The following is an 18,414-nucleotide window of genomic DNA, read 5'->3' as shown; positions in this document are numbered from 1 at the left end:
TTCGGTGCGCTGATGACTGGGCAGCTATTCGGCACGGAAGACTCTCGTAGTGCTGATGCAAATTGGGTCGTTCGGAGGACTGGACAACATGCTCGTCGGCCGTGATGCGGAGCTAACCGCGCTGCGCACCGTGCTCACCGGTGATCGGCAACTGACGGTGATCGAGGGTGAGTCGGGCATCGGAAAGTCGGCCTTACTGGCGCGCGCCCGTATGCTCGCCGAAGAGCAGGGCTTCACCGTCCTATCGGCCCGTGCCGACGCCCTCGAGCAAGATTTCGCGTTCGGGGTCGTACGACAACTGCTCGAGCTGCCACTGCACCGGATACACGGTCCTGGCTTCGCGCACAGGCTGGCTGGCCCGGCCTCGCTGGCCGCCACCGTGTTCGACCTGACGGCCGGGGTGGACACCGGTGGCGCGACCTACCCTGTCCTGCACGGGCTCTACTGGCTCGTGTCAGACATCGCCGCGAACAACCCGATGTGCCTGCTGGTCGATGATCTGCACTGCGCTGACGCAGCCTCACTGCGGTGGCTGCGATACCTGGTCCGCAGGCTCGAGGATCTGCCCGTCGCCGTCCTGGCAACCGTCGGCACGGGCGAGGTTCTCAGCGTCGAGTGCGCCGCCCTCGGGCGGCTCGCCGCCACCCGGATCACGCTCGGTGGAGTGGACGTGTCCGCCTGCGCCGAGATCGGCCAGGCGATACTGGGCGAAGCCGGGCATCCGGAGTTCTGGCAGCGGTGCCACGCAATGGCCAATGGCAATCCCCTCCTGTTGACCACGATCCTACGGGGATTCGTGGCAGCGGGGATGCACCCCACTGCACAGGCGGCGGGCGAGATCAACCGGTTCGGGCACGCGGAGGTCCGCAGGATGACGCGAAGCGCTCTGGCGGGGTACGGGGAGGTGGCACACCAGATCGTGACGGCGCTGGCCGTGCTGGGCGAGCAGGTCGACCTGGAGATGTTGGCCGACGTGCTCTCGGTCGAGCGCCCGGAACTCGACGACGTGCTGACTCGCCTGAACCACGGTTGGCTCGTCGACGCGGGGGACGGTGTGGCGTCGATCGGGCATCCCATCGTCCGCGAGGTGCTGACAGCAGACCTTCCCCGGCCGGTAGCCGACCAATTACACAAAGCCGCCGCCCAGGCACTGCGACAGCGGAACGCGACGCCCGAACGGATCGCCGCCCACCTGGTGGCCACGGATCCGGTCGGGGAGGCCTGGGCCGGCGAGGTCCTTCGGATGTCGGCCATCGAGGCGACCAGGCGAGGTGCGCCGGAGAGCGCGATCCGCTACCTCGACCGTGCGTTGGCCGAGCCCATGGATCCCCCATCGCGCGCCGCGCTTCTCGTCGAATTAGGCGAGATCGAGCGGGCGGTCGACCCCGCGTCGGCGATGCGCCGGCTCAAGGAGGGGCTGGACGGGCCGCTGCCCGCGCCGTTACGTGCCCGCGCTGCCCTCGACCTGATGCACCTCTGGAGCACCAACAATAACGAGAGCATCAGTCACCACGTCAACGCGCTTCGCCCGATACAGGCGATGATCCTGGCAGAGGATCCTGGTCTTGCCCTGCTACTCGAAGTCGAATGGATCTACGCCGCGACCGCGTCGGCGACGCTGCTGCCCGCGCTGTTGCCCCGGCTCAAGGAACTGACCCTTACCGACGGCAGGGGCACCCCGGCCGAGCGTTCCCTGGCGGGGCTGCTCGCGTACCGGGGTGTGATGTTCGGCGCGGACCGCGACGCCGCGCTAACCTGCGCGAGGATCGCGCTCCTACCAGGCCGCTACTTCGGCGATCAGGCATACGTGCGCAACCGGGCGCTGCTTTCCATGGCTGTTGCGGGTGAGCCGCTGACGGCGCTCGACCACTGCGACGCCATGACCGAGGAAGCCCAGCGCCACGGCTCACCTCAGTACTACGACTTCGCACGCACCATGGCCGCGGAGGTGAACTTCCGGCTCGGCAGACTCGACGACTGCCTGGCCGACATCAGGGCGGTGCAGGCGATCCGAATACCCGACCTGATCGACGCCGACTGCATCACCGCCTGCCGCGAGGTGGACACGCTGATCGAGCAGGACCGGCTCGAAGAGGCGGTTGCGCTGTTCACCAGCTTTCCTGAGCCTCCGAATGAGGACGACGTGCGTACCGGGCCGTGGTTGCTGTTCACGCAGGGAAAGCTGCGGGTGGCCCAGGGCCAGATCCGGGCCGGCCTTGACGACCTGCTGTCCTGCGGCGAGATCCTGCAACGGAAGGCACATCATCCGAACGTCGCGCTGTTTCCCTGGCGAGCGGAGGCCGTACGCGCGTATCTCGCAATCGACGATGTCGAGCCCGCCCGGGAGTTGGCCACGTCGAATCTCCAGCTGGCTGAGCGGTGGGGGTCGGCGGAGGCGATCGGCGCCGCGCTGCGCGCGATGGGCACGGCGACGCCCGGACGGCGCGGCCTCGACCTGCTCCAGGAATCCGTACGGGAACTGGCGAATTCGCCAGACCGGCTGGAGCACGCCAAGGCACTGATCGACCTCGGAACTGCCCTGCACCGGGCCGACCAGATCGAGCAGGCCCGGCTCGCCCTACGTCAAGCAATCGACCTTGCCACCACGTGCGCGGCGCACGGCCTGATCCGGCGGGCCGCCGATCGTCTACGCGCGACCGGAGCCAAGCCTAGGACTCGGCGGTTCACCGGGCTGGACGCCCTGACGCCAACCGAGCGCCGGGTGGCACGGATGGCCACCGAGAACCTGACCAATCGAGAGATCGCCCAACAGATATTTGTCGGCGTACGGACGGTCGAGATCCACCTCACCCACACCTACCGGAAGCTCGGCATCTCGGGACGGGCGGAACTTAGCGCAGCACTGAAAGGGAATCGATAACGCGGAGCCTTTCCAAGCGGCGCTGTTGCGTTGACGGTCGGGTGGGCGCGCTGAGCCGAGTCGGCGCTACTGTTCAGATTGCTTGGGCGAGTTCGGTGAACGCGGCGGCCACCCGCCTCGCTCTCGGGATGTCGGTAGTGAGTTCGTAGTGTCCGCGTCGTAGGTTCTGGATGAAGGCATGTCCGGTGATGATCGTCTGGGCGGTGCGGTCGGTACGTAACCCCCGCATCGGTCTGAGTCGGTGCTTGAGCTGGCTGTGATCGGCCTCGATCGGGTTGTTGGCGTGCCGCTCGACGTGATGCCACGCCGACGGGATCAGCTCGTCGAGCACCTTGGGATAGGCGGGCGCGGCGTCGGTGACCACCTCGCAAGGCGTGACCTTCAACGTCCTCAGCGCCCGTTGGAAGAACCGCCGGGCTGCGGTTGCGTCCCGACGTGCTGAGACGAGTACGTCAATGACCTGCCCGTGCTGGTCAACGGCCCGGTAGACGTACCGCCACACACCGTTGACCTTGACGTACGTCTCGTCGACATGCCACCGGTCGCTGGGTGAGTGGCGGGCGAAGGGGGCGGCGTCGGCCAGCAAAGGCGTGAAGCGCTGCACCCACCGGTAGGTGGTCACGTGATCGACTTCCACACCGCGTTCGACCAGCGGTTCCTCCGCATCTCGATACGAGAGGTTGAACCGTAGATACCAGCGAACCGCGAGAACGATTACCTCGGGCGGGAACCGGAAGCCAGCGAACGCCGACGGTGGCAGCGACCAGGACCGGACACCAGACGACGGCCTCACCGGCCCAGCTCACCACATCAGTCAAGCCCGTAATCGATCAAGCCCACGCTCAACGCAACAGAGCCCTGACCTGGACGCCAGGGATGACCCGTCGGGCACCGCGGCAGTGTGGGACTTGGGCGTGCACTCGGCGGTCGCCGCGGACGCGGTCCTGGCCGTGTTGGCCCGGCTGGTCACCCACCCGCCGACGACCTCGCCGCGGCGGTGGACGGGCTCGACGCGGCGATCGCGCTGCTCGTGCACGTCGGCCGTGCCGCCGCTGCGCTGCGCGAGCAGATCGGCATGGATCCCGCCTGCGTCGAAACCGCCTGAGAGGCGACCGGTCCCGCCCCCAGCAGGGGCGGGGACCAGTCGAGTATCAGCGGGTACGACGGGGTTTTCTAGGAGGGATGCGGGCGTTGCTCGACGTGCTGGCTGACCCGGTCGGACCAGTTCTCCCACCGGTCGAGCGCCGCGAGTAGGCGGGCGTCGCGAATGCTGGCTTGGTCGGCCTTGTCGATGCTCTTGGCGGTCTGCTCGGCCCGGTCGCGGGTCTCCTCGTAGAAGATCGGGCCGTCCCACGGCGTGCCGCCGGGGGCGCCGCCGGCCAACGTGAGCAGCACGATCCCGTCGTCGTCGGCGATCCAGCCCAGGACGAGCCGGACCGGGTCGGTGGTCAGCTCGAAACGGGCCGGGTCGTCGGCCCTGTTCAGCGGTACGGCGTAGAGCGGGTACGGCTGGGGCGCGAAACTCGCGGTCAAGATGAACGCCTTTCGGGTGAGGGATCGGCGATCCACAGTAGCCGGTGGTGACCGTGTCGACACGCGACGTCTTGCTCGGTCAGTGGCCGCGTTGGGCGGGGCAGCTGCACCTGCAGGACGTGGGCGAAGTCGCGGCGCAGGTCGGCGTCCCGGAAACGCTCCTTTGCGGGACGACTGACCAAGATTCGCAGTTGCCTGCGTTCGCGCAGGACGGCGAGTCCCGCAACCCGTCCCAGAACCGGCGTGTCAGAACCGGGATTACGGGACGTTTCCGGGACGATCAGCGGCGTGACTCCCGCCCCCGCTCGTACCGCCGCCGTGCCGCCGCGGCCGCACAACCGGATCCGCGTCGGCTACGCCCGGGTCAGCACCCGCGACCAGGGCCACGACTCCCAACTCGACGACCTGAACGCTGCGCACTGCCGCGAGATCATCATCGAGACCGCGAGCACCCGCGGCGACCGGCCCAAGCTGCGCGCCGTCCTGGACACCCTGCGCCCCGGCGACACCCTCGTCATCCACCGCCCCGACCGGGTCGCCCGCTCCATGAAGGAACTGCTCGTCTTCCTCGAAGACGAACTCCACGCCCGCGACATCACCCTGGAAATCCTCGCCGGGATCTGCGCCGGCGTGCACCGCCCCGGTGGGGCCACCCTCGCCGACCGGCTCCTGTTCGCCGTCGCCGCGCTCGCCGCCGAGATGGAACGCGAACTCATCCGCGAGCGCACCCTCGACGGACTACGCGCCGCGGCCGCCGCCGGCCGGCACGGCGGACGCCCCACCACCGTCACCGACGATGTCCTCGCCGTCGCCCGCGCCCGCCAGGCCCGCGGCGAGTCCGTCACCGCCATCGCCCGACACCTCGGCGTCGGCCGCTCCACCCTCTACCGGGCGCTGCAGCCCCCCGACGACCAACCCGATCCGCCCGCCACCAACCCGGTCGCGCCGCGCGCCCGCGCACCGCGACCCGACGACGCTGGAATATAGGCATGACCCCCGACGAAATCGACACCGAACCGCGGGGTGGGCGCTGGCCCGATCCCTCGCCCGCGACTTCTGGGCCGACGTCCGGCACCCCACCCCGATGACCGGAGGCGCGGCGGCACCGGGTGCGGCGCCTCGGGGTCCAGCCAGACCGCGAGGATCGAAACCGGCCCGGGGGCTTGGCGGGCACTCGCCGCGGTCAGCGTCGCTCTGGGTGGGCGCGTCCGAGGGCACCGGCCCTGCCCCACCGTCCGGGGATGTTGAGCAGTTCGATCCGGCCCATGCTGTGGGGTACGGCGGGTCTGGTCACCAGGTGCTCGCCGTGTGGCTCCATGCCGAGCATGGTCCGCAGCAGTAGTAGGGGGGTGCCGGTGGACCATGCCTGTGGGCTGCATGCGGTGGGGTAGAGCACGGGGTATCTGGTCAGCTCGCGGTCGTAGCCGCCGAACGCCTCGGGCAGGCGCCCCTGGAAGTGGTGGGATGCGTCGATGATTCCCTCGGCGATGCGTCCCGCCTGGTCGGTGAAGCCGTAGCGGCGCAGGCCCCAGGCGATGAACGCGTTGTCGAACGGCCAGACGGTGCCGACGTGGTAGCCGATGGGGTTGTAGCGTCCCTGGCCGGTGGCGAGGGTCCGCACCCCCCAGCCGGAGAACAGTCGGGGGCCGAGCAGGTGTTCGGCGATCTTCGCCGCCCGGGATTCCTCGACGATGCCGCTCCACAGCAGGTGGCCGATGTTGGAGGAGAGGGCGTCGACCTGGCGGCCGTCGCCGTCGAGGGCGAGGGCGTAGTACTCGCCGTCTTCGACCCAGAAGTCCCGGTTGAAGCGTTCCTTGAGTTCGGCCGCTTCGCGTTCCAGCCGGTCGGCGTAGGCGGGGTCGTTCCAGAACTGGCGGGCCAGCCGGGCGCCGCGGATCTTGGCGTCGTAGGCGTAGCCCTGTAGCTCGCAGGTCGCCCGGGGCAGGCTGGGCAGCCGGCCGTCCCGGAACGAGATGGAGTCCCAGGAATCCTTCCAGCACTGGTTGTCCAGCCCGGTCTTCTCGTTGCGGCGCTGGTACCAGACGTAGCCGTCGCCCATGATGTCGCCGTACTCGTCGATCCAGTCCAGGGCGGCTCTCGCGGAACGTTCGAGAGACCGAACCGTGGCGCTGTCGCCGGTCCACCGCTCGTACTCGTCGAGCAGGATGACGTACAGGGGTGTCGCGTCGGCGCTACCGAAGTACGGCGCATGCGGCTGTTCCTCGAACCCGGTGCTCTCCCCGTACCGCATCTCGTGGAGGATCTTCCCCGGCTCCTCCTCGCGGAAGTCATCCAGGACGGCCCCCTGCCTCAGGCCCAGCTGGCGTAGCGTGGTGGCGGCGAGGTCGGGCGCGAACGGCAGCGCCTGGATGCTGGTGAGGATGCTGTCCCGGCCGAAGATCGCCATGAACCACGGCAGGCCGGCGGCGGGGATGGCATGTACGCCGGCGCCCAACGGCCCGAGACGCAGCGCGGAGAGGTCAGCCAGGCTGCGCCGGTAGGTCATCGCCAACGTGGGGGAGCCGCAGGTCAGGCGGGGTGCCTCCGCGAGCCAGTCGTCCAGGTCCCGCCGTATCTGCTCTCCGGTCCGACCGGGTATGCCTTCCAGGCTCTCCCGAAGGTCGCGCCCGCCCAGGCCCAGCGCCCGCACGTGCAGGTCGGTGATCCACTGGCCGTGCGGTCCGAGCCGAACGTGGTACGTCAGGCCCCGCTCGTCGACGTGGGCCGGCGTAGTGGACGAGATCAGGGTCTCCCGGCAGTACCCCTCCCGCCGATAGCCGAGACGCAGGGATCCGTCGTCGATGCGGGTGTAGTACGTCCCCTTCTTGTTCCGCACATCCTTGATTTCGAAAAGGTCGGCGAAGTCGCTCTCGACGTCGATCCGGATCCGCAGGTCGACGGGCTCGGGTTCGTGGTTGATCACCGTCAGCCGCTCGGTGAAGCTACGGCCGATGGAGCGGTCGCGAATGGCCGAAACGCTGACGTCGAGCAGCGGAGTGGGCAGGGTCGGGACGACAACCATTCGGCACTCGAAATATTCGATCTCCTCGACGGTGAGCGCGTTGACCCGCTGGTCATTGATGGACAGGATCCATTTCGACAGGAATCGGGTGTCGAAGGAGAAGAAACCGGTCGGGAAGGTGGGGGACGCGGCGATGTCACCGGTCCCCTCACTGACCACGAACGTGTTGCCGTCCAGCAGCCGGACGAGACCGTCGCTCATGCCGCACTACTCCGCTCGCGGGCGAAATCCCGAGGGTGATGGGCTCCGGGCGCCCCCGGCACGAGCCGAAGGAAGATACGGGCCAGCCGGTTATCGCCCTCCGTTCTGACCTCGTTTCGCAACCACGCCGGGTAGAGCTGCGACTGGCCGGCGAAGACCCGGTCGAAGGTCGCCCGGCTGCCGCGGAAGACGCAGTCGGCCTCGCCCCCGTCCCGCGACACGCGGACATCGCCCCGTTCGATCGCCACGAACCAGCGGTCGACGCCCTGCTCGTGCGTGAGGTCGAACCGGATGGTCCCGGTGGCCTCCTCGAGAAGGGCTTCGTGGCCGCGACGGCTGAGCGCCTCGAAGAAGCTCGTGGTCGGATTCGACATGTCCGCCTCCCTCCGATGGGTCCCGAACGCGGATGAATCGCCCACCCAGAATGACGGGGAGCGAGGCGTTGCCGCATCACCCGGATCGGATGAGTTCACCGCGCCGCCCGCGGCCGCCAGCCACATTCATCCGTTCCGGGTGAGGTCGCGGCACCCTGACCCGAGTGATGCTGCCCCTTGTCCAGCGGATTTCTGCGGGGGTGGTGCCATGTCCGAGGAGACCAGGAAGTTCTTCGACGCGCTCGAACGCCATGGCCACGAACGTCTGCTGAAGAAGACGAACGGCACCATACGCTTCGACCTCGAGCACGACCACGAGATCGACCACTGGTTCGTGGAGATCCGCGAAGGTGCCGTCCGGGTGTCACAGCAGAGCAGCGACGCCGACACCGTCATCCGCTCCGACAACGCCTTGTTCGACCGCATGGCGCGCGGCGAAGTCAAACCGCTCCCGGCGTGGCTGCGGAACGAGATAACGACCGAAGGAGAACTTCGGTTCCTCGTCCTGTTGGAGCGGCTCTTCGCGCCGCCGCCCGGCGCGCGTCACCCGCGGATCGCCGCCCGTGACCGGGGGAGGCAGGGATGAAGACCGACCTCGTCAGGATCCTGGATGGCAACATCTTCGTGTTGAGCGACGGCAGTGGCGACATGGAGGCGACGCCCAGCGTCCCGGTTGGGTACTTCTCGTTCGACACCCGGTTCCTGTCGCTGTGGCGGCTGACCATCAACGGCGAACGGGTGAGCACGCTGGCCATGGACGACCCGTCGTACTTCGAGGTGCGGTTCTTCCTGGTGCCGGGGGCTCCGACGCACTACGTGGATGCCAAGGTGTCGGTGATCCGGGAACGGACGGTGGCCGGCAGCTTCGAGGAGCGGTTGACGGTGCTCAACCATTCCGGGGAGTGGGCCGAGTTCACGGTCCGGGTGGACGCCGCCTCTGACTTCACCTCGTTGTTCATGATCGGCCAAGAACGCACACCAGCCGGCCGGCTCTACCAACGCGTCGAGAACGGGCGCCTGCACCTCGGCTACGTGCGGGAAAAGTTTCACCGCGAGACCCAGATATCCACGACTGAGCCGGCACAGGTCGACGAGCAGGGGCTGACCTACCACATCCAGATCGAACCTCACGGGCAATGGACCACCACGCTGCATGTCCGCGGGCTGGTGCTGCGCCCGGACGGTCAGGACCTTCGAGAACACGTCTATCCGCGCCCTGACCGACAAGGCAAGTCGTGGCTCGAGAGCGACCTGCGGCACTGGCTCGGCCAGGCCCCGCAGCTGACCTGCGACTGGGAGCCACTGGAGCGGACCTACCGGCGTAGCCTGGTCGACCTTGCCGCCCTGCGGTACCCGGTGCTGGCGCTACGGGGCAAGGCGATGCCCGCGGCGGGCCTGCCGTGGAACGCCAACCTCGCCGGCCGCGACCCCATCCTCACCAGCCTGCAGGTCTTGCCGTTCACACCGGATCTCGCCGTCACCACCCTGCGCATCCTCGGCATGGTCCAGGGCGCAGTCCTCGACGATTTCCGGGACGAGGAGCCGGGCAAGATCCTGCGCGAGTGGCGCTACGGCGAACTGACCGCGTTCGAGGAGTACCCTATGTCGCCGTATTACGGTGCCGCCGACACCACCCCGCTCTACGTGATCCTGCTAGACGAGTACGAGCGATGGACCGGGGACGCCGCCGTGGTGCGCGAGCTCGAGGACGAGGCCCGCGCGGCCCTGCACTGGATCGACGAGTACGGCGACATCATGGGCGACGGCTACATCTGGTACCAGCGCCGCAACGAGCGCAACGGCCTGGACAACCAGTGCTGGAAGGAATCCCCGACGGCCATCTCGTTCCGGGACGGCCGGCTGCCCAGCCTGCCCCGGGCGACCTGCGAGCTACAGGGCTACGCCTACGACGCCAAGATCCGCGGCGCCCGGCTGGCCCGCCAGTTCTGGAACGACCCCGCCTACGCCGACCGGCTGGAACGCGAAGCGGCCGAACTCAAGGAACGCTTCAACCGGGACTTCTGGGTCGAAGACGGCGAGTACTACGCCCTCGCCCTCGACGGCGACGGCCGCCAGGTCGACGCCCTCTCCTCCAACATCGGCCACCTGCTGTGGAGCGGCATCGTCGAGGAATCCCGGGCGGCGAAGATCGCCGAACACCTGCTCGGCCCCCGACTGTTCTCCGGCTGGGGGGTGCGGACCCTCGCCACCGGCCAGGGACGCTACAACCCCATCGGCTACCACGTCGGCACCGTCTGGCCGTTCGACAACGCGTTCATCGCCTGGGGCCTGCGCCGCTACGGCTTCACCGACCAGGCGGGACGCATCGCCGAGGGAATCATCGACGCATCCCACCACTTCCAGGGGCGCCTGCCCGAGGCGTTCGGCGGCTACGACCGCGAGCTGACCGGGCACCCCGTCCAGCACACAGGAGCGAACAGCCCGCAGGCCCTGGCCACCGGAGCGCCCCTGCTGCTGGTGCGCACGCTGCTCGGCCTCGACCCGTACGGAGAGGATCTAGTGGTCGTGCCGGCACTGCCCGAACGGTTCGGCCGGATCGAACTGCTCGACATTCCCGGGAGGTGGGGCCGGGTCGACGCCATCGGGACCGTGGCAGAACAGGAGCCGGGAGCACGCCGGTAGGTGACCGAGCCGGCCTCGCCGCGCTGACCACACACAGGACGAGGCCATCACTGGCGGGGCCGGACCAGCCCCGTCTCGTACGCCAGCACCACCGCCTGCACCCGGTCCCGCAGCCCCAGCTTGGTCACACCAGCACCTCCCGCTCCCGCTCGGCCAGCCGAACCCGGCCTCCTCCGCGAGGCGGATCACTCATCCGTCCCGGGGGCGACCGGCCGGGACCGGGCGTCGGTCAGCGGGTCGACCGGACCGGTCACCGGGAACGGCGGCGGGGTGCCGCCGGCCCGTTGGAACGGCACGTCGGCGTGCACGGCGGCGGCCACGTCGGCAAGTCACCGGTCGAGAGGAGCACGCCAAGTGAGTGACTGGACACCGCTGTATTCGTCGAAGGGATAGCCGTTGATCCTGCGGTCCCGGGCCAGCGCGTCGAGCGGTAGGTAGAGCTCCAGCCTGTCGATGCCCTCATACCGGGATGAAAAGCCGCCACAGACCACCCGGTCGCCGGACGGCAAAGTCAACGTCCCGCGTAGGTGGCCGTGCTCGTGTAGCGCGGCCCCGCCCAGCTCGACGTCGATGAATCCGGACTCGTCGGACCCGTATACACGGCACTCCTGGACACCTGCGGCGCACCACAGGGACCGCACGGCCCGGTCGAGCCTGGCGTCGTCGGGTGCGCCGAGGACCAGGGACAGTTCCTACGTGGACAAGCAGCGGCCCCAAACAAGCAGGCTGACGCGGAACCCGGCCCATCACCGTGGCGAGGAACTGCACCGTCGACAGCTCCGCATCCGTCACCGAATCCGGGATCACCAACAGCGAACCCCGCTCGGCCCGATCCCGAGCCCGCTGGCGATTCCGATCGGGACGCTTCCGGCCGGCACCCCGGCCCCGAGAAACTGGCATGCACGGAAAGTGCCGGCCAAGTCGGCAAACGTGTCCAACCCTGACCAGCCGAGTCATGCCGGCCCGCAATCAAGGCTTAGCGCCGGATCCACTGAGGTGATCTCGTGTGTCCTGAACGCAAGGAGGAGCCGGTGTAGGTCGGGTTCTTGATGTGGTGCTGCGTGGGAGATGAAGGTTTGGCCCTTCGGAGCCATCCTGCGGAGGGAGGCTCCAAACCGCCTCATGCTGCGTTGGTTGATGACCGTCGTGGTGAGCGATGAGGAAAAGGCGTCGTTGAGGCGTCAGGTGGGGACCGGGAAGGCGAGCGCGAGCGAATCGTTGCTGACGTGTCGAAATCTCAACAGGTGACATCAGAACCGGGGCGTGAGATCAGTTCCGGGATGAGTCTGGCGGGTGTTCCGCTTATTGGCCAGGCGGTGTCCGGCATGTAGACGGCGCGAGTCCGGTCTGCGGCTTCCATGTGGAACAGGAGAAGGCGTGCCTCGACACTGCTTGCCCGGGTATGGGTAGGTGATAGGGAGTATCTCGAAGCGGGAAGACCGTGAGGGAGTGAGTACCGTCGCGGGGCGCGCTGGCGGACCGGTTCGTAGTAGCGGTGAAGGTTCTGTAACGGGACTGGAGCGAAGGGGCCGGGTTGTTCGTGGCTGTGTTCGTTCGATCAACCGGGCGGGAGCCCGGGAGGAGTCGCGTGGACGAGTTGAAAGCATCGGGCAAGTCGTTCGATATTTCGAAGCGGACTGTCTGGCAGGCGTGGGAGAAAGTCAAAGCGAACAAGGGTGCACCGGGTGTGGACGGGCAGTCGATCGCGGAGTTCGAGTCTGACCTCAAGGGCAACCTTTACAAGGTCTGGAATCGGATGTCGTCTGGGTCGTACTTCCCGCCGCCGGTGCGCGCGGTGGAGATCGCGAAGGCGCACGGAACGGGCACCAGGATTCTGGGGGTGCCCACTGTGGCCGATCGGGTCGCGCAGACGGTGGTAGCCGGGCAACTGGAGGGCAAGGTCGATTCGATCTTCCACCCGGACTCCTACGGCTATCGCCCGAAGCGCTCCGCTCTTGACGCAATGCCGTTCAGATAGGGCTTCGGCGCTGGTCAGGGTGGCTGGCTGAGGGCTGGGCGTGAGACCAGTACGGTTGCCGGTCGTGGCGTCCTCTGTGTCTGAGTCGTTGCCCCAGCTGTCGGGTCGGTTGATCGACCACATCGGGTTGGGGGTGTTGTCCGCCCGGTTCGATCGTGACCTTCTCGAGGAGGTGATCAACCGGACCGGGTGTCGGGAGAAGCGGTCCCGCCGGCTGCCGGCGCACGTGATGATCCGCTACGTGATCGCGATGGGCTTGTTCTTCGACGAGTCGTACGACGAGGTGATGCGTCGGCTGGTCGGTAGTCTGCACCGGTTGGGGTCGTGGGTCGACGACTGGCAGGTGCCCACCGCGTCGGCGATCACCCAGGCGAGGACCCGCCTCGGCGTGGAACCGGTGAAGGCGCTGTTCGAACGGGCGGCGGTGCCGCTGGCCGACCCGGGCGCCAAAGGCGCGTGGCTGGCACGCCGCCGTCTCTGCGCGATCGACGCGACCAGCTTCGACGTGGCCGACACTGCGGGCAACGTGGAACGGTTCGGACGGGCGGGGTCGGGGCCGAAAGCGTCGGCGTATCCGAAGCTGCACGTCGCCGCGTTGGCAGAGTGCGGCACGCACGCGATCGTGGGAGCGGTGCTGGGGTCGTGCCGCACCGGGGAACGGACCCTGGCCGCCGACCTGGTGACCGCCGTGGACCCGGACATGCTGGTCCTGGCCGACGCCGGCTTGTTCTCGTGGGAACTGTTCAACCGGTACGCCGACACGGGCGCCGACCTGGCGTGGAGGGTCGGCGCGTCGGTGTCGATCGGTCACGTCCGCTGGCTGACCGACGGCTCCTACCTCGCCCTGGTCTACCGGCCCGGCCTGACCGCCGACCGGCGCCGCCGTCTGGTCGCACAGGCCCGTGCCGGCGGCGACATCGGCGCCGATGCGGCCCGGGTGGTGCGGGTGGTCGAGTACACCGTCCCGGACCGCAACCCCGACGGCGAACTGATCGCCGTGGTCACCACCATCCTCGACCCGCACGAGGTGCCCGCCCTGGACCTCGCCGCCGCCTACCAGCAACGCTGGGAAGAGGAGTCCGCTCTCGGCGAGATCAAAACCGACCTACGCGGCCGAGGCGAAGTCCTACGGTCGAAGGCCCCCGACCTGGTCGAACAACAGATGTGGGGGCTGCTGCTGGCCCCCTACGCCATCCGGGCCCTGCTCGTCGACGCCGCCGACCCCGCCGGCTACGACCCCGACCGCATGTCGTTCACACAGGGCATCCGCGTCGTCCGCCGCCAGGTCACAGACCAGGCGGCCATCACCCCCTGAACGCCTGAACACCGCCCTGACCGACACCATCACCGAACTCCTGCACCACCGGCTACCCCCACGGCGGCACCGCACCTGCCCCCGCACCATCAAACGCGCCCGCCACAACTCCTACCGCGTCAAACGCCCCACCGACCGCAACACCCGCCGCCCCGGACCACCCACACCCCGACTGGCCAGCCCAAAGACCCTTAACTGAAGGGCATTGGGTCAAGCCCCGTTGCGTTGAGAGGCGCACGGCGGGTTCGGCGAGCGGTCCGCAGAAACGGGCCGGTGGCAACACCGGAACCGCGCTGCGGGCCGACTCGACTCAGTGCTCACTTCGCGGAGATCTACGGCGCCTCTGTCAGCAAGGAGACGATCTCGCGGAGCACCGACAAGGTGATCGAGGAGATGACCGACTGGTCGCACCGGCCATTGGATGAGATCTACGTGGCGGTGTTCATCGACGCGAAAGGTGCGAGATGGTCAGTTCGCGAACCGGCCGTTCTACGCCGCGATCGGGGTCACCCTCGACGGGGAGAAGGACATCCTCGGCTTGTGGGCCGGCACGGGTGGTGAGTGCGCGAAGTTCTGGATGAGCGTGCTGACCGACCTGCGCAACCGGGGCGTCAAGGACGTGTTCTTCCTCGTCTGCGACGGCCTCAAGGGGCTGCCGGAGGTGGTCACGAACGTGTGGCCCCGAACGGTGGTGCAGACCTGCATCATCCATCTGATCCGTAACACGTTCCGGCTGACCTCACGGCGGTACTGGGACGAGTTGAAGCGGGACATCAAGCCGATCTACACCGCCGTCAACGCCACCGCCGCCAGGGCGGCGTTCGACGACCTGGCCGACAAGTGGGGCGGCCGGTATCCGGCGGTGATCCGGTTGTGGGACAACGCCTGGGCGGAGTTCATCCCGTTCCTCGACTACGACCTGGAGATCCGCACCGTCATCTGCTCCACCAACGCGATCGAGTCATTGAACGCCCGCTACCGCAGGGCGGTGAAGGCCCGCGGCCACTTCCCGAACGAGCTGGCCGCGTTGAAGTGTCTGTACCTGGTGACCCGGTCCCTGGACCCCACCGGCGCCGGCAGAACCCGATGGACGATGCGCTGGAAACCCGCGTTGAACACCTTCGCCATCACCTTCAGCGACCGCTTCCCAGCCGCTGAAACCTACTAACCAAGATCGCCGGAAACACCCTTAGCGAGACGGGCCCTGCCGGGTCAGGGTGCGTACTGGGTGCGCAGTTTGCTCGTGTCCCAGCCGGCGCGGCGGGCACCGGCCTGGTAGGCGCTCTCCAGGAAGGTGAGGACCGTCGCGCGCGGGTCGGCGGCGGTGCGGGCATCGTCGTACGTCAGCAGCGCGAGGTGTGCACCCCGGTTTTCGATCCAGTGCGCCTGCGCGGGTCGCAGCGGTTCCTCGGTGAGGCCGTCGGGCTCGGGCGCGGTGTAGGAGTAGAAGGCTGGTTCGGGGACGTTCTTGTCGCCGAACCAGAAGCCGGCGCTGATCACCTCGTGCGAGTACGCTTCCCGGGTCACCGGGTCGACGGTGTCCGACTGCGGCACCTGCCGGCCGGAAAACCGGGTGACCGCGATGTCGAAGGTGTGCCAGAAGTGGTGCACCGGGCTGGTCTTGGCGTTGCACCGGGCAGCGTACTCCTCCAGCACCAGCCCCACCTGGCCGAGGACCTGCCAGTACCGGTTTACCCAGTACGGGTCGTACGCGGCGTGCGTGGTGTCCTCGGCGAACGGGATGCTGTCGGTCAGATCGTAGGGGCCGGCGCTGATGTGGACGCGGATGCCGAGGTACGAGAGCGCGGTGAACAGTCGCTCGTGGAACGCCGCGACGGACAGGCCGGGCAGCGGGAAGGAGACCGTCCGGCCGGCCAGGGTGTTGATGACCAGCCGGTGGTCGACGAAGTCGAAGTCGATGGCGAACACGACATCCCGGCCCATGGGCCGCGACGTGATGCCGCGGCCGGTCAGATGGAACGGCACGTGCCACCAGTGGTTGCGCGGCGGTGCCTGGTCCAGCCGGATCTTGCCGACGATCTGCGCGAACCGGTGGACGGTTTCCTTCGAGTCCGCCCAGGCGGACAGCGGGATCGGCGGGAACAACTCGGTCATCCGGACTCCTCCGTGCCATGCACCATTCTGGCCATCGTCGGCATTCTTCCCGATCCGCTGGCTGGACGGGCGCAAACCTCGCGTTTTCATGAAGCCTCGCCGTGGGGATCTGCGAGATTACCGGCAGGGTTCCCGCCGACGGCTACCCGGCAGGGCTGTCGCCGAGCACCCTCGTACACGTTTGCTGTCAAGGCCCGGACGCCGCCGGAAACACCTCTGCGGCGTCCTATCCGGTAACGGCGTCGGCATCGTTACCGTCCGTCAGTTTCCTGCGTTCGCCGCGAATCCATCATGGCCCGACGCGGCGGCTGGCCTGCGCCGGCGGGAGCCAGACAGCTCCGTGAACGTCGAGCAACTACCCACGTGGCGACTGGTGAAAGGGGCCATAGCTGCTCTTGCTGGTGGACGACTTCGACATTGTGGCCGATCGTGATAGCCCGCGTACGCCGCTCATGCCGTACCTGGCACAGGGTGCCGGCATCGGCCTGCACATGTGTTCACCCGAGGTACGACGTCATGCGCCTGTCGATCGATCCGCTATTCGGCGGCAGGCCGAGGCCAACGCGCCGGACGTGCTGCTGTCCGGTCCGCCCGGTCGGGCGCTGTTGGGCACTCGATGCGGCGGACGACAGATCCAGGCGGTACGCGCTGGACGAGTGACCGCAGCGGCTCAGGGCCCGGCGGTTGGAGTTGCCCTGCAGGGCCCCGAGGAGGACAGGGCCCCGCGTCTCATGGCTGGTTCCGGACGGATCGGGTCAGCGGGTGCCTCGGTCGGCGTCGACGATGAGCTGCGTCACGAGATCCGGGTGGCTGACCATGGCCACGTGGGAGGCGGCGACCTCGACGGTCTGTGAGCCGGCGCGCCGGTATTCGTAGCGCTGCAGCGCGGGCGGGATGGCCTTGTCGTCGGTGGCGATCAAGCCCCATGACGGGATCGTGTGCCAGGCAGCGGCTTGGGTCAGGTCGGTGAAGCAGGTGGCACTGAACGGCCGCTGCGTCGCCGCCATGATCTTCGTGGTTGGTGCCGGCAGGTCGGCGGCGAAGACCTGGCGAAGCTTGTCGGCCTGGAGGTACAGGTCGGTGCCGGTGGTGCCGTCCGGGTTCGGGTACGGGACCGGGTTGAGGGCGGCCTGGATCTCGCTACCCGGGTACTTGGTGATGAGCTCGCCGAGGGCCTCGCCGGTGTCTGGGACGAACGCGGCAATGTAGACGAGGGCCCTGACGTCGGGCGCGCTGGCGGCGGCGTTGGTGATGACCGCGCCGCCGTAGGAGTGGCCGACCAGGATGACCGGACCATTGATGCTGTGCAGCAGGCTGGCGATGTAGGCGGCATCGGAGGGCAGGCTGCGCAGCGGCGTCGCCGGTGCGATTACTGGATAGCGACGCTCTTGTAGCCGTTTGACGACGCCGCTCCAGCTGGCGGTGGCGTCGGCGAAACCGCCGTGGACGAGCACGACGGTGGGTTTGGTCGGGCGGTTGCGGCCGGCTGCGGCCGGACTGGCTGCCATCGCCATCGCGGAGGTGGCTACCGCGGCGCTGGCGCCGGCGATGAACGTACGCCGGGAGACGCTGGCAGGCATGAAAGCTCCTGACGTGGTGGTGATCAGTAGGTGGCCGATGCGGCGGCTTGACGGATGAGGTCGGCGACCGCGGCCGCCTGGGAGGCGTAGATGGCGTGGCTGCCGATCGCCTCGATGACAACGGCGCCGGCTCGGGTGGCCATCGTCCGCTGCGCGGCCGGCGGGATCATGCGGTCCTCGGTGGCGACCAGGTACCAGCTGGGCTTGTGCCGCCACGCCGGTTCGGTGACCGCACCGGCCAGTGCCCCGACGCCCCACGGCACCTGAGAGTCGGCCAGGAAGGCAGCCTCGTCGGCGGGCAGGTCACCGGCAAACGACGCGTGGAACTTGTCCCGGTCGAGGAACAGGAACCCGTCGCGGGGCGGCAGGATCGGCGGAACCGGGGCGCCGGGCGGTGGGTCGGCGATCAGGGTATTGACGGACTCGCCCTTGTCCGGGGCGAACGCCGCGATGTAGACGAGTGCGGCGACCCTTTCATGAGCGCCCGCTTCGCTGATGACCGCGCCGCCGTAGGAGTGGCCGACCAGCACGGCCGGGCCGTCGAGCCCGCCGAGGATGTAGCGGGTCGCGGCGACATCGCCCTCGAGTGACAGGGTGGGGTTCTGCACGACCTTGACGGTGAAGCCGTCCCGGGTCAGCAGGCGATGCACGGCCTGCCAGCCTGATCCGTCGACGAAGCCGCCATGGACCAGAACCACATTGCGGATGGTTGGTGTGCTCATGGAACGCTCCCGAGTACCGGGGCGGGCGGATCGCCCGCCGCTTCGCAGTC

General features: G+C 68.3%; 14 protein-coding genes and 3 pseudogenes. 7 read left to right on the top strand and 10 right to left on the bottom strand.

Annotated elements, in window-relative coordinates:
• Positions 1 to 55: 55 nt before the first annotated feature.
• Entirely contained in the window at positions 56 to 2,881 is a 2,826-nt protein-coding gene (locus tag OG617_RS02600; RefSeq protein WP_405104079.1) for an AAA family ATPase, read from the top strand.
• Between the two features lie 73 nt (positions 2,882 to 2,954).
• On the opposite strand, the gene OG617_RS02595 is transcribed toward OG617_RS02600, so the two are convergent.
• Positions 2,955 to 3,641, bottom strand: a complete 687-nt coding sequence (locus tag OG617_RS02595) for an IS6 family transposase (protein WP_405104069.1) — start codon at positions 3,639 to 3,641, stop codon at positions 2,955 to 2,957.
• 413 nt (positions 3,642 to 4,054) lie between these two features.
• Complete coding sequence (locus OG617_RS02590) at positions 4,055 to 4,414, bottom strand: hypothetical protein (RefSeq protein WP_405098338.1); 360 nt, start codon at positions 4,412 to 4,414, stop codon at positions 4,055 to 4,057.
• A 288-nt stretch (positions 4,415 to 4,702) separates the two neighbouring features.
• Here OG617_RS02590 and OG617_RS02585 point away from each other — a divergent pair, with 288 nt between their 5' ends.
• Positions 4,703 to 5,401 carry a recombinase family protein gene (locus tag OG617_RS02585; RefSeq protein WP_405098336.1) on the top strand — a complete coding sequence of 233 codons (699 nt, stop codon included), beginning with the start codon at positions 4,703 to 4,705 and terminating at the stop codon, positions 5,399 to 5,401.
• A 196-nt stretch (positions 5,402 to 5,597) separates the two neighbouring features.
• Here OG617_RS02585 and OG617_RS02580 read toward each other — a convergent pair whose 3' ends face one another.
• Complete coding sequence (locus tag OG617_RS02580; RefSeq protein ID WP_405098334.1) at positions 5,598 to 7,637, bottom strand: glycogen debranching N-terminal domain-containing protein; 2,040 nt, start codon at positions 7,635 to 7,637, stop codon at positions 5,598 to 5,600.
• A complete protein-coding gene (locus OG617_RS02575) occupies positions 7,634 to 8,011 on the bottom strand; it encodes an SCP2 sterol-binding domain-containing protein (RefSeq protein WP_405098332.1) in 378 nt (125 codons plus the stop codon). Before OG617_RS02575 ends, OG617_RS02580 begins: the two co-directional genes overlap by 4 nt.
• A gap of 208 nt (positions 8,012 to 8,219) precedes the next feature.
• Here OG617_RS02575 and OG617_RS02570 point away from each other — a divergent pair, with 208 nt between their 5' ends.
• Complete coding sequence (locus OG617_RS02570) at positions 8,220 to 8,597, top strand: SCP2 sterol-binding domain-containing protein (protein ID WP_405098330.1); 378 nt, start codon at positions 8,220 to 8,222, stop codon at positions 8,595 to 8,597.
• Entirely contained in the window at positions 8,594 to 10,654 is a 2,061-nt protein-coding gene (locus OG617_RS02565) for a glycogen debranching N-terminal domain-containing protein (protein ID WP_405098328.1), read from the top strand. The genes OG617_RS02570 and OG617_RS02565 overlap by 4 nt, the downstream gene beginning before the upstream one ends.
• Positions 10,655 to 10,701: 47 nt before the next feature.
• Here the strand turns inward: OG617_RS02565 and OG617_RS02560 are convergent.
• The 3 genes and pseudogenes from OG617_RS02560 to OG617_RS02550 form a co-directional block, all read right to left on the bottom strand.
• Positions 10,702 to 10,791, bottom strand: a pseudogene (locus OG617_RS02560) (DNA-binding response regulator); the annotation flags it as partial.
• A 48-nt stretch (positions 10,792 to 10,839) separates the two neighbouring features.
• Positions 10,840 to 10,932 (bottom strand): annotated as a pseudogene (locus OG617_RS02555) (recombinase RecB); the annotation flags it as partial.
• 51 nt (positions 10,933 to 10,983) lie between these two features.
• Positions 10,984 to 11,295, bottom strand: coding sequence for a hypothetical protein (locus OG617_RS02550; RefSeq protein WP_405098326.1), 312 nt, complete (start codon positions 11,293 to 11,295; stop codon positions 10,984 to 10,986).
• A 947-nt stretch (positions 11,296 to 12,242) separates the two neighbouring features.
• Here OG617_RS02550 and OG617_RS02545 point away from each other — a divergent pair.
• The 3 genes and pseudogenes from OG617_RS02545 (at position 12,243) to OG617_RS02535 (ending at position 15,115) form a co-directional block, all read left to right on the top strand.
• On the top strand, positions 12,243 to 12,632 hold the full coding sequence (locus OG617_RS02545) for a hypothetical protein (protein WP_405098324.1): 390 nt from the start codon (positions 12,243 to 12,245) through the stop codon (positions 12,630 to 12,632).
• 64 nt (positions 12,633 to 12,696) lie between these two features.
• Positions 12,697 to 13,947: an IS4 family transposase gene (locus tag OG617_RS02540; RefSeq protein ID WP_405098322.1), complete on the top strand. Its 1,251-nt coding sequence runs from the start codon at positions 12,697 to 12,699 to the stop codon at positions 13,945 to 13,947.
• Positions 13,948 to 14,220: 273 nt separating this feature from the next.
• A pseudogene (locus OG617_RS02535) lies at positions 14,221 to 15,115 on the top strand (IS256 family transposase).
• A gap of 44 nt (positions 15,116 to 15,159) precedes the next feature.
• Here OG617_RS02535 and OG617_RS02530 read toward each other — a convergent pair.
• From OG617_RS02530 to OG617_RS02520, 3 genes are all read right to left on the bottom strand, one after another.
• Positions 15,160 to 16,062 (bottom strand): DUF5996 family protein, encoded by a 903-nt coding sequence (locus OG617_RS02530; RefSeq protein WP_405098320.1) that lies wholly within the window; start codon positions 16,060 to 16,062, stop codon positions 15,160 to 15,162.
• Positions 16,063 to 16,817: 755 nt separating this feature from the next.
• Positions 16,818 to 17,642, bottom strand: coding sequence for an alpha/beta fold hydrolase (locus OG617_RS02525; RefSeq protein ID WP_405098318.1), 825 nt, complete (start codon positions 17,640 to 17,642; stop codon positions 16,818 to 16,820).
• Positions 17,643 to 17,665: 23 nt separating this feature from the next.
• A complete protein-coding gene (locus OG617_RS02520) occupies positions 17,666 to 18,364 on the bottom strand; it encodes an alpha/beta fold hydrolase (RefSeq protein WP_405098316.1) in 699 nt (232 codons plus the stop codon).
• Positions 18,365 to 18,414: the final 50 nt, after the last annotated feature.

It is taken from the genome of Micromonospora sp. NBC_01412 (genome assembly GCF_045040215.1).
Lineage (GTDB): Bacteria > Actinomycetota > Actinomycetes > Mycobacteriales > Micromonosporaceae > Micromonospora > Micromonospora rubida.
The sequence above is the reverse complement of the archived record's forward strand: the minus strand, read 5'-3'. Positions and strand labels throughout refer to the sequence as shown.